17 protein-coding genes are annotated in these 15,084 nt (G+C 38.6%); 10 read left to right on the top strand and 7 right to left on the bottom strand.

The window, feature by feature from the left end:
- Window positions 1–88: 88 nt before the first annotated feature.
- Genes CGICJO_RS05885 through CGICJO_RS05895 form a run of 3 tightly spaced genes read left to right on the top strand, consistent with a single transcriptional unit; the run spans window position 89 to window position 3,174 of the window.
- Window positions 89–898, top strand: a complete 810-nt coding sequence (locus CGICJO_RS05885; protein ID WP_486499979.1) for a putative RNA methyltransferase — start codon at window positions 89–91, stop codon at window positions 896–898.
- A 19-nt stretch (window positions 899–917) separates the two neighbouring features.
- Window positions 918–2,657 carry an ABC transporter ATP-binding protein gene (locus CGICJO_RS05890; RefSeq protein ID WP_486499980.1) on the top strand — a complete coding sequence of 580 codons (1,740 nt, stop codon included), beginning with the start codon at window positions 918–920 and terminating at the stop codon, window positions 2,655–2,657.
- A gap of 13 nt (window positions 2,658–2,670) precedes the next feature.
- Window positions 2,671–3,174 (top strand): shikimate kinase, encoded by a 504-nt coding sequence (locus CGICJO_RS05895; protein WP_087378929.1) that lies wholly within the window; start codon window positions 2,671–2,673, stop codon window positions 3,172–3,174.
- A gap of 62 nt (window positions 3,175–3,236) precedes the next feature.
- Here CGICJO_RS05895 and CGICJO_RS05900 read toward each other — a convergent pair whose 3' ends face one another.
- Window positions 3,237–3,662, bottom strand: a complete 426-nt coding sequence (locus tag CGICJO_RS05900; RefSeq protein WP_087378927.1) for an MJ0042-type zinc finger domain-containing protein — start codon at window positions 3,660–3,662, stop codon at window positions 3,237–3,239.
- Between the two features lie 459 nt (window positions 3,663–4,121).
- On the opposite strand from CGICJO_RS05900, the gene CGICJO_RS05905 reads away from it, so the two are divergent.
- Complete coding sequence (locus CGICJO_RS05905; RefSeq protein ID WP_486498198.1) at window positions 4,122–4,325, top strand: helix-turn-helix domain-containing protein; 204 nt, start codon at window positions 4,122–4,124, stop codon at window positions 4,323–4,325.
- A gap of 34 nt (window positions 4,326–4,359) precedes the next feature.
- Here CGICJO_RS05905 and CGICJO_RS05910 read toward each other — a convergent pair whose 3' ends face one another.
- From CGICJO_RS05910 to CGICJO_RS05920, 3 genes are all read right to left on the bottom strand, one after another.
- Complete coding sequence (locus CGICJO_RS05910; protein WP_486498199.1) at window positions 4,360–5,232, bottom strand: hypothetical protein; 873 nt, start codon at window positions 5,230–5,232, stop codon at window positions 4,360–4,362.
- Between the two features lie 14 nt (window positions 5,233–5,246).
- Window positions 5,247–5,867 carry a class D sortase gene (locus tag CGICJO_RS05915; protein ID WP_486498200.1) on the bottom strand — a complete coding sequence of 207 codons (621 nt, stop codon included), beginning with the start codon at window positions 5,865–5,867 and terminating at the stop codon, window positions 5,247–5,249.
- 62 nt (window positions 5,868–5,929) lie between these two features.
- On the bottom strand, window positions 5,930–6,481 hold the full coding sequence (locus CGICJO_RS05920) for a hypothetical protein (protein WP_486498201.1): 552 nt from the start codon (window positions 6,479–6,481) through the stop codon (window positions 5,930–5,932).
- Between the two features lie 310 nt (window positions 6,482–6,791).
- On the opposite strand from CGICJO_RS05920, the gene CGICJO_RS05925 reads away from it, so the two are divergent.
- A complete protein-coding gene (locus CGICJO_RS05925) occupies window positions 6,792–8,108 on the top strand; it encodes an MATE family efflux transporter (RefSeq protein ID WP_486498202.1) in 1,317 nt (438 codons plus the stop codon).
- Window positions 8,109–8,205: 97 nt separating this feature from the next.
- Here CGICJO_RS05925 and CGICJO_RS05930 read toward each other — a convergent pair whose 3' ends face one another.
- A complete protein-coding gene (locus CGICJO_RS05930; RefSeq protein ID WP_087378917.1) occupies window positions 8,206–9,075 on the bottom strand; it encodes a DegV family protein in 870 nt (289 codons plus the stop codon).
- Between the two features lie 242 nt (window positions 9,076–9,317).
- On the opposite strand from CGICJO_RS05930, the gene CGICJO_RS05935 reads away from it, so the two are divergent.
- The 4 genes from CGICJO_RS05935 (at window position 9,318) to CGICJO_RS05950 (ending at window position 11,787) form a co-directional block, all read left to right on the top strand.
- Window positions 9,318–9,617 carry a YlmC/YmxH family sporulation protein gene (locus CGICJO_RS05935; protein ID WP_087378915.1) on the top strand — a complete coding sequence of 100 codons (300 nt, stop codon included), beginning with the start codon at window positions 9,318–9,320 and terminating at the stop codon, window positions 9,615–9,617.
- 303 nt (window positions 9,618–9,920) lie between these two features.
- Window positions 9,921–10,745, top strand: coding sequence for a hypothetical protein (locus CGICJO_RS05940; protein WP_486498203.1), 825 nt, complete (start codon window positions 9,921–9,923; stop codon window positions 10,743–10,745).
- 151 nt (window positions 10,746–10,896) lie between these two features.
- Window positions 10,897–11,400 carry a hypothetical protein gene (locus CGICJO_RS05945; protein ID WP_087379215.1) on the top strand — a complete coding sequence of 168 codons (504 nt, stop codon included), beginning with the start codon at window positions 10,897–10,899 and terminating at the stop codon, window positions 11,398–11,400.
- 18 nt (window positions 11,401–11,418) lie between these two features.
- Window positions 11,419–11,787 carry a VOC family protein gene (locus tag CGICJO_RS05950; RefSeq protein ID WP_486498204.1) on the top strand — a complete coding sequence of 123 codons (369 nt, stop codon included), beginning with the start codon at window positions 11,419–11,421 and terminating at the stop codon, window positions 11,785–11,787.
- 56 nt (window positions 11,788–11,843) lie between these two features.
- On the opposite strand, the gene CGICJO_RS05955 is transcribed toward CGICJO_RS05950, so the two are convergent.
- Both CGICJO_RS05955 and CGICJO_RS05960 read right to left on the bottom strand, forming a co-directional pair.
- Window positions 11,844–13,004 carry a hypothetical protein gene (locus CGICJO_RS05955; RefSeq protein ID WP_486498205.1) on the bottom strand — a complete coding sequence of 387 codons (1,161 nt, stop codon included), beginning with the start codon at window positions 13,002–13,004 and terminating at the stop codon, window positions 11,844–11,846.
- 27 nt (window positions 13,005–13,031) lie between these two features.
- On the bottom strand, window positions 13,032–14,045 hold the full coding sequence (locus CGICJO_RS05960; protein ID WP_486498206.1) for a TFIIB-type zinc ribbon-containing protein: 1,014 nt from the start codon (window positions 14,043–14,045) through the stop codon (window positions 13,032–13,034).
- Window positions 14,046–14,316: 271 nt separating this feature from the next.
- Here CGICJO_RS05960 and rpsB point away from each other — a divergent pair, with 271 nt between their 5' ends.
- Window positions 14,317–15,054: a 30S ribosomal protein S2 gene (rpsB, locus tag CGICJO_RS05965; RefSeq protein ID WP_087379224.1), complete on the top strand. Its 738-nt coding sequence runs from the start codon at window positions 14,317–14,319 to the stop codon at window positions 15,052–15,054.
- The last annotated feature ends 30 nt before the right edge of the window (window positions 15,055–15,084 follow it).

Genomic DNA, 15,084 nt, shown 5'->3' on the forward strand with positions numbered 1-15,084 from the left:
AACTATTGACTTTAAATATAAAAAATAATATCCTTTTTAAAGACTTTTGATTTATAAAAGATTACATATAAGAAAAGGGGATGAGCATATGCTTATTTGTCCTCTGTGCGGGGAAAAGCTTGTTCAAGATGGAAAATCCTATATCTGTCCTAACAGACATTGTTTTGATATGGCACGTCAGGGGTATGTAAATTTGCTTCCTGTTCAAAATAAACATTCTCTGCACCCGGGAGATACAAAGGAAATGCTTATGGCAAGGAGAAGATTTTTGGAAACGAGGAAATATCTTCCAATTTGCCAGGCGGTGAGAGAAACTGCAAAAGAGTTTTGCAAAAGCGAAAATCCGTTGATTGTTGATGTGGGCTGCGGCGAGGGCTATTACACCAGAGCTTTGGCTAATAGCTTTGAAAACAGCCGCACCGTGGGCATAGATATAGCCAAAGACGGTGTAAAAATGGCCTGCTCAAGGGGAAAGGACATAACATGGGCGGTTGCCACCGCTTCACTTTTGCCGGTGGAGAGTGGCAGTGCGGATATTGTTACGGCTATGTTTTCCCTTTTTATGGACGGAGAATACAGCAGAATTTTAAAAAGAGGCGGAATAGCCATAGAGGTAAACGCCGCTACAGAACATCTTATGGAGATGAAAGAGGTTATTTACGATGAGGTTTTTCCTCAGGATAAAAAGCCCTCAAACCATGATGAAACACTTTTTAAAAGGCTTTACAGTCAAAAGCACAGCTTTAAATTTTATGTTAACAATGAAGAGCTTAAAGATTTGCTTTATATGACTCCTCACCTCAACAGAATAAAGGAAGAAAATAAAAATAAGCTTTTACAGCTTGAGGGTATGGAGCTTACCGCCGCATTCTGGGTTTCCGCCGATATGCGATTATAATATATTAACCGATTTAGGAGTGATATACTTGCTTAAAAGATTTTTACCTTACTATAAGCCATATTTGGGAATAGTGGTAATTGACCTGCTGTGTGCAGGACTTTCAACTGTGTGCGAGCTTGTTTTTCCGATGATTGTACGTCAGATAACAAATTCTGCCGCCGCAGGAATTACCGACGCTTTTCTTCCCATGGCTATAAGGCTTGTGGTTATTTACCTGTTTTTGAGAATAGTGGACACTGTAGCCAACTATTATATGGCGTATATAGGCCATGTGATGGGCGTTCGTCTTGAAACGGATATGAGAAGGGATTTGTTCGCCCATTTGGAAAGGCTCTCTTTTTCATTTTATGACAATGCAAAAGTTGGTCAGCTCATGTCCAGAATTACCAACGACCTTTTTGATGTTACAGAGTTTTCCCACCATTGCCCGGAGGAATTTTTTATTGCCGGACTTAAAATAGTTGGTTCCTTTGTAATTCTTGCAGGGGTCAATATTTGGATGACGCTCATAATTTTTGCTTTGCTTCCTTTGATGCTTACAGGTATTATATTTTTCAGAAGAAACATGAAGCGTGGCTTTAAGGAAACACGTGTGCAGACAGCGGAGCTTAACGCTATGATTGAGGACAGTCTTACAGGAATAAGGGTTGTTAAATCCTTTGCTAACGAGCCTGTAGAGCAGGAAAAGTTTGACAGGGAAAACAATAAGTTTCTGAAAATAAAAAGCTTTGCCTACAGATATATGGCGCTGTTTCAGGGTTCTACAAGATTTATGGACGGCGTTATGTATGTGGCTGTTATTTTGGTGGGCAGTATTTTTATGGCAAATGGATTTATAAACGGAGCCGATTTGGTGGCTTACCTTTTGTATATCCAGACCTTGCTCACCACTATCAGAAGAATAGTGGAATTTGCCGAGCAGTTCCAAAAGGGCACAACCGGGATAGAAAGATTTTTTGAAATAATGGATGAGCCTGTAACCATAAAGGACAAGGAAAACCCTGTTGTAATGGATAAGGTAGAGGGTGAAATAAAGTTTGAAAACGTGAGCTTTTCCTATTCCGAAGAGGGTGAAAAGGTTCTCGACAATATAAACATTGATGTGAAAAAAGGCGAGAGCATCGCTTTGGTTGGCCCCTCAGGGGGAGGGAAAACCACATTGTGCAGTCTTATACCCAGATTTTACGATGTTACAGACGGTAAAGTTACCCTTGACGGTGTTGATGTAAGGGATATAAGCCTTGACTCTTTGAGAAAAAATATCGGCGTTGTTCAGCAGGATGTTTACCTTTTTAACGGAACCGTAAGGGAGAATATTGCCTACGGCAAGGAAAATCCAACAGAAGAGGAGATTATAACAGCCGCAAAGCTTGCAGGTGCTCACGAGTTTATCCTCGGTTTGTCCGAGGGCTACGACACATATGTGGGTGAAAGGGGAGTAAAGCTTTCCGGAGGTCAGAAACAGCGTATTTCTATAGCAAGACTGTTTCTTAAAAATCCTCCTGTGCTTATTCTTGACGAGGCCACATCAGCCCTCGACAACGAAAGCGAGCTTTTAGTTCAGCAGTCCTTGGAAAGACTTGCAAAGGACAGAACCACATTTATAATCGCCCACAGACTTACCACCATAAGAAACGCTGCAAGGATTTTTGTTCTTACGGAAGAGGGTATAGCCGAAGTGGGAACCCATAAGGAGCTTATGGAGAAAAAGGGAGAGTATTACAAGCTTTACTCTATGTATTCACAGAGAAGCTAAAGGAGTTTTATATATGAAAAATGTTGTAATGGTAGGAATGCCCGGCTCGGGAAAAAGTACAATAGGTGTTATCCTTGCAAAATCTTTGGGTTTTGATTTTGTTGACACAGACCTTGTAATCTGCAAAAGAGAGGGCAAAAAGCTTCAGGAAATAATCGATACAGAGGGTTTGGAAAAGTTTCTGGAAATTGAACAGCAGGTGGGAGAGGAGATTTCTCCCGTAAACTCAGTTGTAGCCACAGGCGGTTCCATGATACTAAGTGATGAAGCTATGAAAAATCTTAAAAAAGACGGTATCGTTGTTTATGTTGAAGTTCCTCTAAAAATTTTGAAAAAGAGAATTACCAACATGAAAACCCGTGGTATTGCCTTTAAAAAGGGTGAAACACTTGAGGATATTTTCAGAGTGAGAACACCTCTTTATGAAAAATATGCGGACATAACAATAACAGCGGATGAAAACACCGTTCCTGAGGATTGTGTAAATCAGATAGTTGAACACATTGAAAAAATGTAAACACAAAAAATCAAACTCCACACGGACTTTTAAATCTGTGTGGAGTTTTAATTTTTAATATATTATTTGTTTTTTCCGCCGAAGTGGATTTTCTTTTCAAAGGATTCGCCGCAGCGTGGGCAGCGTACCTTGTGTTTGCCGTTTATTCTTTTTACACGAAGCTGGGCTTTACAATACGGGCATTTTACGTAAACGTGGGTTTTAAACTCTTTAATTTTATTTTTGTTAAGAATAAAGAAATCACGTGTTTTGCCCCAGATTGAAAGGAATTTTCTGTTTTCTGCTCCTCTTTTGTATATGTTCTTGGAAAGAAATCTGAAAAAGAACAGAACCAAAAATAAAAGCTCAAAAAAATAAATAATAAGGCTTCGGGGAAATACGTTGATAAAGGATAACAATAAGCTTGCGATAAGCAGTACATAGTTTAGCTGATCCATCTTGTATCTGCCCTGCATAAACATTGCGAATTTGTATAGGAAAGACCGCATTGCTTCACACTCCGTATATTATAATAAAAGTGACAAGGAACCATCATCCTTGTCTAATGTAATTATCATCAATCAACTGTAGCATAATTATAACACATATTGTTTTTACAGACAATGAAAGAAGTGTGATATTTTTAAGTTTTCACATAAAATTCAGCTTGATTGTTTTGAGTTTCTTGGACAGTTGGGGTCATTGCAAGATTTGCATTCATATTTCCAATTTAAATCTGTGCAACATATTAAATAATCGCATTCATCACACATATTAAATATTTCCGTATTGCCTTGACAATCATTTCCAAAATTTCCAGGTGTTATCTTAATATTATTTATTTGTATATCCATTTGGTTCTCCTTTAATAATACGTTATGCTTACATTATATAATGCATTAATCTATTAGTAAAGAGAAATAATAAGATATTATCCAATAAATAAATAATATATGGAGAAATGGCTTATGATTAAATTAGATGTTTTGAATTTGCTGGAGAAAAATGGCAAAACAAAGTACTGGCTTTACAAGCAGCTGGGAATGAGTTATCAGAATTTCAATAAAATGGTGAATAACGAAACAAAATCCATACGCTATGAAAATATTGAAACACTTTGTCTATTGCTTGAGTGTACGCCCAACGAACTTTTTATTATAACCGAGGATTAAAAAACAACCGCCGCATTTTTTGCGGCGGTTTGATTTAAACAAGATTATTTTTGTTTCTTTCTTTATAGCCTTTTTTAATTGCTCTCTTTTTGAAATGGCTTACAAGTACAAATACAATAATATATAGCACAGCTGTCACAGCGGCGCCTACAAGCATCATTTTTAATGTTTCGTCCAAAAAGCTGTTGATAAATGAATGCAGGTAATCCGGCGAAATATTGAGGTTTACATATGGCTTTGTGATAAGCAAAAATCCGGGGATTACTGTCATCATAAGGAAATTGCCGCTCAGCGCATAGGCAATGTATCTCAGGAATTTGTGCTTGTACTTATTTATAAGAAACAGCATTATTATAGAAATCAATGCTATCAGAATACTTCCGCCTATTGCAAACCCCATAAACTTGGAAGGCTGTCTTAAAGCTCCGATTACCGTGTTTATGCCGGCGATATTTATACAGTCTAAATATGTTTGTGTACAAAGGTCGGCAAGGTGGGAAATATTTGTTTCTGTTTCTGCTGTGATTTCTATATTGTTTTCAGAAGCATAGTTTTTTATTGCTTCCAAAAACTCAGAGTTTAATTTCTCACTGTCAATGGAGTACTGTTTTCCATCGTAGGCATATTCAAAGATGTTGTATATATCGGTCTTTACACGTTCCGGTGTGACTATTTCGTCAAACAGGTCGGAAGGAACGCCTCCTGCAAAGGCAAGGTCTGATATACTGCTTTTTGTGTAATCGGCGGCTTTCAGGTGATATCCGGAAATGCTCAGCTGGTTAATCAAAAAATCTTTGCTGAGGACGGATGACTGCATAGTGATTGCGATTGAAAGCACAAACAAAGAAAAGCTTAATATAAATGAAAAGAAGAAGCAGATAACTCTTCTTAAAACTGTGTTACTCAAACTGCATCCTCCTTTCAAACAACATCCGGGCCAGATACTTTGTCTGCATAAACAAAGAAACGCTGTGGCGTAAGTCCAAGGGTATCGAATGGATAGCAGGTGTAAAGTATAAGGTTTTCTTCCTGGGCGGCAAGGTCGTATGCTGTTTTGTCGTTATAGGCTGCAATTTTTGTTTCTGTTACCTTATATTTATAAACTCCGTAATTTGTGGTTATTGTAATTTCATCACCTACAGATATATACTGAAGACTGTTGAAATATGAATTGTTGTGTCCGCTTATGAGTATAGGTCTTCCGAATCCCGGCAGAAAGCTTCCGTTATATTGGGCGACGCCTTGGCTCAGTGCGGCGCTGGAATCTCCGAAATAAAGTGGAGCGTCGATGCTTACTGAGTCGATTGAAAGGTTGGCATAATGAGTTCCGTAGGAAGGAATCTGCACCTGACTCATGTCAACTGTATCTCCGGTGTTTTCGGAAGCGGCGCTGTTTTTATCAAAAATGGAGGTAAGATTTTCACCGTTTTTAAAATCAGCGTCGGATATAAACATTTCAGAAACGGACAGCACGGGAGTTATAATTGGTGTAAATACTGTATAAATCAAAAGATAACCTAATACACAAAAACCTACCGGCATACAAATGTAAGCCAGTAGGTTTTTAAAATTATGCTTTTGATTTGATGAAAAATGTATTTTCATTATCTCTGCATAAGTCCTTTCTTTTTAGCTGCAACTGCGGCTGCACAAGCAAGCATAAGAACAACGGCAAATGTTACAACGGCAGGAGTATAATCTGCGCCTGTTGTTTTAATAACGGAAGCGTCAGAATAAACCAGCTCTCCGTCTGCTGTGTAAACCTGGAAAAGTTTGTTTGCTGCGTCGTAATGAACCGTAAGGTCTACTACTGCCGCACCGTTCTTTACAATTTCAAAAAGGTGCTGTCTTTGCTCATTGCTGAGAGCGTGAAGAGAAGATGCTCCTGTGCTTCCAAAATATGATACGGCTTCATTGAGATAAGAAATAACACCGTCTGTCTGTTCAGCAGTAATGTCAACACCGTCTCTCATAAAGTAAATTTCGATTTGGTTGATTGTTGATTCGTTGAAAACAAAACCGTTGATACCTGCATCTTTATAAGCGTCAATAAGTCTTTGTTCCTCATCGTTAATGCCGGAGGCTGCAGAAGCTGAAAATGCAATAGCAGAAATCATCAAAACGCTCATAATTATAGCTGCGATTCTTTTGATCATTTCCAACACTCCTTTCTTTAAAATATAATGCAGAAAGCATTTTGGACTTTACTTAGAATTAAAAATTAAAAGACAAAAGAAGTCCTAAAAACTTCATATACAATAATATCACATTTTTTATGTGTAATCAATAGGTAAGATAAATAAAAATTTGGAATTTTAAGTCAATGCTAATTCCTCCGTTTTTATACAGAAAGAAATATTGAAAATTAATTCCTGATATGTTAAAATTTGCTGACAGACGCAGAAGTTTTTTTATAGTGCTGAAGATTATTTTGCAAAATTTAATGAAAGACAGTAAGGTGATGGAATGAAAAACAGTGTTTTACATAATTTTTTTAAATATGTATCTATGAATGTTGCGGGAATGATAGGTTTGTCCTGTTACATACTTGCAGACACTTTTTTTATATCTCAGGGAATAGGCCCTGATGGATTGACCGCTCTGAATATTGCGCTTCCGGTTTTTAACATTATGAACGGCGCAGGTTTGATGATAGGTATGGGAGGAGCCGCCAGATTTTCTATTTTAAAGGCGTCAGGCGACCATAAAAAAGCTAACAGCGTGTTTACCTCATGCTTTTGTCTTGCTTCTGTTATTTCCATTATCCTTATTTTCTGCGGACTGTTTTTCTCGGGAAATATTGCAAGGCTATTGGGGGCGAATGATGAGGTTTACTCTATGACGCTGATTTATCTTAAAGTTATGCTTCTGTTTTCACCTCTTTTTATGTTTAACAATCTTATGACCTGCTTTGTTAGAAACGACGGAGCGCCTAATTTAGCTATGGCGGCTATGATAGTGGGAAGCCTTGGAAATATAATTATGGACTATGTGTTTATTTTCCCCTGCAAGCTTGGAATGTTCGGAGCTATCGCCGCAACGGCTATGGCGCCTGGAATAAGTTTGATTTTGATGATGTTCAGAACATTAAAAGGAAAAAACAGCTTTGGTTTTGCAAAGACAAAGCATATGTTTAGAAAGTGGTTCGATGTGGCGTCCCTTGGAGTATCTTCCTTTATAACTGAGGTTTCCTCAGGAATAGTTATTCTGGTTTTTAACTTTATAATTTTGGAGCTTATGGGAAATGTTGGCGTTGCCGCATACGGTATTGTAGCCAACATTGCCTTGGTGGTTACTGCTATATTTACAGGAATATCTCAGGGTATTCAGCCCCTTGTCAGCAAAAGCAAGGGAGAGGGAAACTACAGCGTCAGCCGGAAGATTTACCGCTATGGAATTACTGCCGGAGCTTTGTCAGCTGTGCTGATTTATGCTGCTGTATTTATATTTACCGATGAAATTATAGGTGCGTTTAACCCTGAGGGTCTTGAAGAACTCAGCAGATGTGCTTCTGATGGACTTAGATTATATTTCCCGGGATTTTTCTTTGCAGGGGTGAATATAATAACCGCAGTATTTTTCGGCGCATGGGACAAGCCGGCGCCATCATTTATAATCTCTGTTTTGAGGGGATTTGTGATTATTATACCATGTGCATTTATAATGTCGTCATTATTAGGAATGACAGGAGTTTGGCTTGCTTTCCCGGTAAGCGAACTGTTAGTTTTGTTTGTGGCTGTAACATTAAAGATACGTGAGGGAAGAAAGGTAACTGCAATGTAAATCTATATTATATATAGTATAGAGAAATCTTTTAGAAATACAAAAAAGGTATGTGCAAAAGGGATTATAACATCCGATTGCACATACCTTTATTTTATTATTTGTAATTTCGTTTTCCGAGGAATGTCAATGCCAGCATTCCTGCGCCTACGTGAGCTCCGATAACCGGACCGATATTTACAATAACTACCTTTCCTACAAGAGGCTCAACCATTCGTCTGAGTTTTTCTGCACCCTCAAGATTATCGGCATGTCCGATAAACACAGTCTGGCTTTCCAAATCCTCGCCGTCACGTACAAGGCGGTCAACAAGATTATCGAAAACCTTCAGATATCCTCTTATTTTTGCCACAGTAATAAGATGACCGTCGTCGTCAACACTGAGCAAAGGTTTTATCTGCAAAGCTTTTCCGAAGGTTGCAGAAAGGGAGGAAATTCTTCCGCCTCTTTTAAGGTGTTCCAAATCATCAACAACGAACCAATGGGCGACTCTGTTTTTGGTTTCCTTTGCATATTCGTAAGCTTCTTCAAGGGTTGCACCGCTGTTTACCTTGTTTGCCACATGATAAACCAAATTACCCTCTCCGAGGCTTGCGCAGGCGCTGTCCAGAACAAGTATTTTTCTTTCCGGATATTTTTCCAACAGGTCGGAAACCGCAATCATACATGTGTTATATGTTCCGCTGAGTCCGGATGTAAAGCAAAGATAGAGGATATCCTTGCCCTCTTTCAAAATAGGTTCAAAAGCCTTGTTGAAAGAATTGATGTTGATCTGTGAAGTTGTAGGCATTGCGCCTTCTCTGATTGCTTGATAGAAATCTTTTATGGACATTTCACGGCAGTCAGGATAATGTTTATAGACTTTATCGCCGATTGTGAATTCCATTGGCAAAACTTCAACGCCAAGCAAATTAACCAAATCTGCATTCAAATCACATACGGCGTCTGTTACCAATACAAAACTCATTAAGAATCCCTCCGAATCCTTTTTAATTTTTTCCTTAATACATTTTCCTTTTGGTAAAAAAAGTTTGTTCTTTTTCCTTTTGTTCTTTCAAAAAAAGTATCAGTAATAGGTCATAAATACGGAATACTTTCAATATAAATTTTAACAAATAACATTATATATGTCAAGGTAAAGTAAAGTTTTATGTGCTTTGCCTGAGGTTTTCAGAGAAAAAAAGTAATTTATCAAGGGGTTAAATTCTTATGACTTGCAGGGTTGCACAGTTAAGGCACAAAGAGGTTATCAACAGCGTTACGGGGTGCAGAATAGGCACCGTTGACGATGTTGAGGTGGACACTGCTTCCGCCAGAATACTGTCGATTGTGATTTACGGAAGAGGAAAAATCTTCGGAATTTGGGGTAAATGCGAGGATTATGTAATCTCCTGGGAGAACATAGTTTTGATTGGAGAGGATACAATTTTGGTAAAAGAGTGCATCAGAAAATCCGCTCCGAAGCGCCGAAAATCGTCTTTTTTTGACTTATTTTTTAAAAAATTTTGAAAAAATTAAAATTTGTAACCAATGTATCCTAATTGTTGAAAATTCGTTTATTATATTAGGAAATATACACAGAAATTGTAACCGAAAAGTAACTATTGGTTACGATTTCGTAATTATTTTTCAGCCGAATTTCACCTAAAAAAAGGGGGAGGGGTTGCATTTTTTTTCGAAATGTGCTTTAATACCTGAGGAAATTTGAAGAAGACATATAAAAACCGCTTGTTTGAAGCGCATGTACAAAAATTACAGTGATGTAATAATTGTAAAACCCTTTTGGGGAATGTGCTTAGAAGGAGGAATAATATGAATAAATCAAAGTTTACATTAAAAGTTATGACAGCCGGAATTTTGGTTGCGGCTGTAATGTGTGTACCGGTTGTAGGCTCCAATTTCAATGCTTTTGCAATGGAGGGTACAAACGGAACTTTAAAAATTGCAGATGTTGACAGTCAGCCCCTTTTGTCTCAGACACTTTCGGTTGACAACTATACAGATTCTGAACAGCAGGCTATTGAAAGAGCTTCCGCAGTCGATAAGGCTAAGACAGAAGCTGAACAGTCTGTTCAGGAACTTAAAGAAAAGAAAGAAGCAGAACAAGCAGCTGCAAAGGCTGCAGAAGAAAGCACAGCTGCTGCATACAGTGAGTCTCAGTCAGATGCTTCTGTAAGCACTAACAGCTCAAGCAGCTCTCAGACAGTTATCGGTGATGCTACAAGCACAGGATACCTTCTTTCAATTGACAATCCTGATCCAAACTATGTAAGCAGAAGCGTTTCACTTTCTGCTGAGGACAGATATATCCTCGAAAGACTTGTTATGGGTGAGTCAGGAAATCAGGGCTTCATCGGAGCCGCTCTTGTTGCTCAGACAATAAGAGATACAATGGTTTATGACGGCTACAGCTCAGTAGAGCAGGTTAGAACATCCTGCGGTTATTACGGCAGCCTTGACAGAGCTCCAAACCAGGATGTTTTGGATGCAGTTTCCTACATCTTTGACCAGGGCGGCGCAGCAGTTCAGCATGAGCTCAGATACTTCTACGCATACAAGATTTGCTCAAGCCCATGGCATGAAAGCCAGAATCACATTGTAACTTACATGGATGTTAAGTTCTTTGACCGCTGGTAATTCAATAGAAAATCAAGCCGTTCCTTAATTGGAGCGGCTTATTTTTATGCGACATTTGAAATGTTTGTGAAAGATTAAAAAAATTATGGTAAATTTAAGACTTCTGTGTTAATATATAAAACAATGAATTTTTTGACAGGAGTTTTGGTTTATGAAATACGGCAAATTTATGAGAAGAATAATTTCTCTGGTAATGTGTATTTTTATGGCGGCGGCTTTTGCCGGATGTTCCACCGATGAAACCACTGAAACAACTCAGGAAAGCACAGAGCCTGTAACAATCACCGGTGAAACCGAAGAAGTTGACCCTGCAACTGTCACTGCTTTGAGAATTTACGATTCTTCAATAGAAAATGTTCTCTATACAGCTACCTGGGCTGACACAGAAGTTACAGATGCTTTCCAGAAGCTTGTTGACAACTATGTGGGTGTTGAAGGTGAGAGAACCGACCCGGCAACATATGTTGTTGAATACGTAGGATACGATGCATATTCAACACGCTGGTATGACTTTTGGTTTGAAGAGGACGGAACAATACAGTTTGCTCAGAACAGAATAAAATCTATGAGCTTTGATGGTTCAGGCACAAGACAGACAAATGTTATGACAGTGGAGGAATTTTACAACCTTACAGGCATTACCCCTGAGGAATAAAATTTGAGAGGTATTATTATGAAATTTAAGATGATTCATGAAAACTACAATGTGTTTGATTTGGATAAATCAAAGGCCTTTTACAAAGAAGCTTTAGGGCTTGAGGAAAAGAGCAGAATCACCGCTGAGGACGGTTCTTTTATAATCATCTATCTTGGAAATGATGAAAGCGATTTCCTTTTGGAGCTTACATGGCTTAGAGATATGGACAGACCATATAATCTGGGTGACTGCGAGTTCCACTTGGCTTTTGAAACAGATGATATGGAAAAATCTCATGAGCTTCACGAGAAAATGGGATGTATCTGTTACGAAAACCCGGCAATGGGAATTTACTTTATCAAAGACCCGGACGGCTACTGGATTGAGATAGTTCCGGCAAAATAAGTTTAATTTAAAAAACACACTCTGCGGTTCAGCATGAACTGCGGAGTGTGTTTGCTTTATAGATATTTTTTTATATACTCATTGCCGGGAAATTTTTCTGAAAGATTTAGAAGCTTTGATTTTGTATTTGTCCTTTCTTCTCCGATTTGAATATACGATAAATTTTTAAGCACTTTTGCGTACTGAACACCGATAGTTTCGTCGTTATTAAAGTTATCAAACAGACCTTCAATTTTATTTGCCGCATTGCTTAAAATGTAATAGTTAAGGTCATGGGAAATATTTGCAACAGTGGTTGCGTAGATAAGTGCTATTTCTTTGTTTTCAGAAAATCTGTTAATAATAAAATTAAACTCGGTCATTATATTTTCATATGCTTCGCTGTCTTCGTGTAATGCCATAACGGCAAGAGTGGCGGCGTACTGGTAAGCTATGTCGCTGCTGTTACAAAACCTTTTTGTGAGAGTTTTAAACTCCGAAATGATTTTTCCGCTTTCGTCCTCGTTTTGGAATAGATTTATAATGGGGAGAACAGAAGCGTACAGCATAGCTATATTCTCGTCATGGCTGAATTTATCTGTTAGATTTTTAAGAATTTCAGCATTTTCGTGGGTTACTGCAAGGATGTAATAATAAGTTAAGGATGCGACGGCTGATGCAAAGGATTCGGCGATTATTTCATTGTCGGAAAATTTATTGTGCAAAATGGATATTTCAGATACTGTTTCCCTCATATTCTTACTGTCCTGAAAAAGGGATAAAACAGAAAGAACGTGGCAGTAGTATGTGGCTATATCTTCGCTTTCCTTAAATTTCTCATATAAAAGCTTTAGCTTTTCGGCGGCGTTTCTTAAATCTTCGCCGTTATCATAATCTGTATTCTCGATCAGATTGTCCGCATATTCCATGGCGTCCGTCAATGAAAATCCGGTAAAGGCATCTTCCTTTTCCTGCTCCTTCATGGGAGTAAGACAGCAGGCGCATATAAGGTCTTTTGTCTGTAAGTCCACATAAAAGGTTCTGCTTCCGCAGTTTTTACAGGATAAATATTTTTTAAGCTTATCTTTGTAATCTTTTCGGTATTTCGATATTGCCGGCTTAACCTTGTTTAAATTTGTTAAGGTTGGATAATGCTCATAATCGCAGCTTATGTCAAAACCGCAGCCTTTACAGAGATAATAGGGATTTTCCTTTCCACATATGGGACAGGTGTACATTGTCTTTCCTTCCTTTCCGAGTGTAAATCAATATCGTGACATTTCGTTTATCTCCTCGGTGCATTGGCGTATGCTTCTGTTTTGAGGAAATTTACTGCTGAGATTTTTTAGAATGGTTTTGGCGTCGATACTTTCTTTTTTAGGGAATAATCCGGTACCAACGGAGTAGGTCAGATTGGTTTTTCTCTGAAGCTTGCAGATATTGCTGAGATTCATAGCATATATAACTGCGATTTCCTCGCTGTCTTTGAATATGTCGTAAATGCCTTTAATTTCCAAAAGAGTTGTTTGACGTTCGGTTATGTTTTGGTCACGGCTTAGATTTCTAAGCCCCTGAGCATAAAAGAGTGCAAATGTTTCATTTCTAAAGCGTAAATACAGTGCTTTGAGATGTTTTACAGTGTCCTGTTTATCGGAGTAGTCCTGTGTTGTCGAAAGCAAGCTAAGACCAAGGGCATAGTATTCGGCTATTTCACTGTTATATGTGAATTGCTTGTACAGCTTTTCCAGTTCCGAGATAATTTTTTCTTTTCCCTCTGATTTTTGAGTGCTGATAAAGCATGCTAAACACAGGGCATATTTTTTAGCGATTTTACTGTTAAAGGGAAACTGTTCAAAAAGTGTTTTGAGTTTGATTATGGTTTCGGACTTTGCTTCATAACTTTGCTTTGGGTATAGTTCAAGAAGCTTGCCCGCTTCCTGAACAGCCTGTTCAACGGTGTATTGTTTTGTTGTTGCCTCTTCGCTGTTATGGGGATGAGATTTGCTTTCATATCTTCCGTCTATGGGGTTAAGACATTCTGAACACAGAATACCGCCTGATTCGATATCAATGTAAAAAGTTCTTCCGCCGCAGTTTTTACATGAGATATATTTTTTCTGTTTGTTTTCATAAGTTTCTTTAAGATTTGATATTCCTAAAGCTTGGCTGCTCACTTCTGACAATGTGGGGTAATTCTCAAAGTCACAGCTTTTGTCAAAGCCGCAGGCAGAGCAGATTGTATTTTCTATTTCCTTTCCGCAAACAGGGCATAAATACATGATGTTCACTTCCTCTCTTGATTTGTAACAGGATTGTTGAATATATTATATCATATTGCATAAAAAAATAACATATAATCAATAAAAATTTTACAGTCTATTTTCTGGATTTTTTAAAGGGATTTCTGAAAAAACTTGATTTTTTTCTTGAGTTATGATAAAATACTAAGGCAAAACGCACGTCGCAGCATGCCGCTGAGGTGATTTGAAAGAATTTCGGGGCGGTAAATTCCGGTCTGTGACGGAGGTTTAACCTAAGGAGGAAATTAAAATGGCAGTAGTATCAATGAAACAGCTTTTGGAAGCAGGCGTACATTTCGGACATCAGACAAGAAGATGGAACCCTAAGATGGCAGAGTACATCTTCACAGAGCGTAACGGAATCTACATCATCGACCTTCAGAAGACAGTAAAGAAGCTTGACGAGGCTTACAACTTTGTTCGTGACCTTTCAACAGAGGGCAAGACAGTTCTCTTCGTTGGCACAAAGAAGCAGGCTCAGGAGTCAGTTAAGGAAGAGGCAGAGCGTGCAGGCGCTTACTATGTAAACGCAAGATGGCTCGGCGGAATGCTCACAAACTTCACAACAATCAAGAGAAGAATTGCAAGACTTAAGCAGCTCCGTGCTATGGAAGCTGACGGCACATTCGATCTCCTTCCAAAGAAGGAAGTTATCAAGCTCAACCTCGAGATAGAGAAGCTTGAGAAGTTCATGGGCGGTATTAAGGATATGCCAGGCGTTCCCGGATGTCTCTTCATCGTTGACCCAAGAAAAGAGAAGATTGCTGTTTCCGAGGCTAAGAAGCTCGGTATCCCAGTTGTTGCTATCGTAGACACAAACTGCGATCCTGACGATGTTGATTATGTAATCCCAGGCAACGACGACGCTATCCGTGCTGTTAAGCTCATCGCAGGCGCAATGGCTAACGCTATCATCGAAGGCAGAGAGGGCGCAATGGGCGCAGCAGCTGCTGAGGCTGAGGAAGCTGAGGAGACAACAGAGGAGTAATTCTCTGATTTAATTTGATTAAAAGAGATA

It is taken from the genome of Candidatus Limousia pullorum (assembly GCF_057405065.1).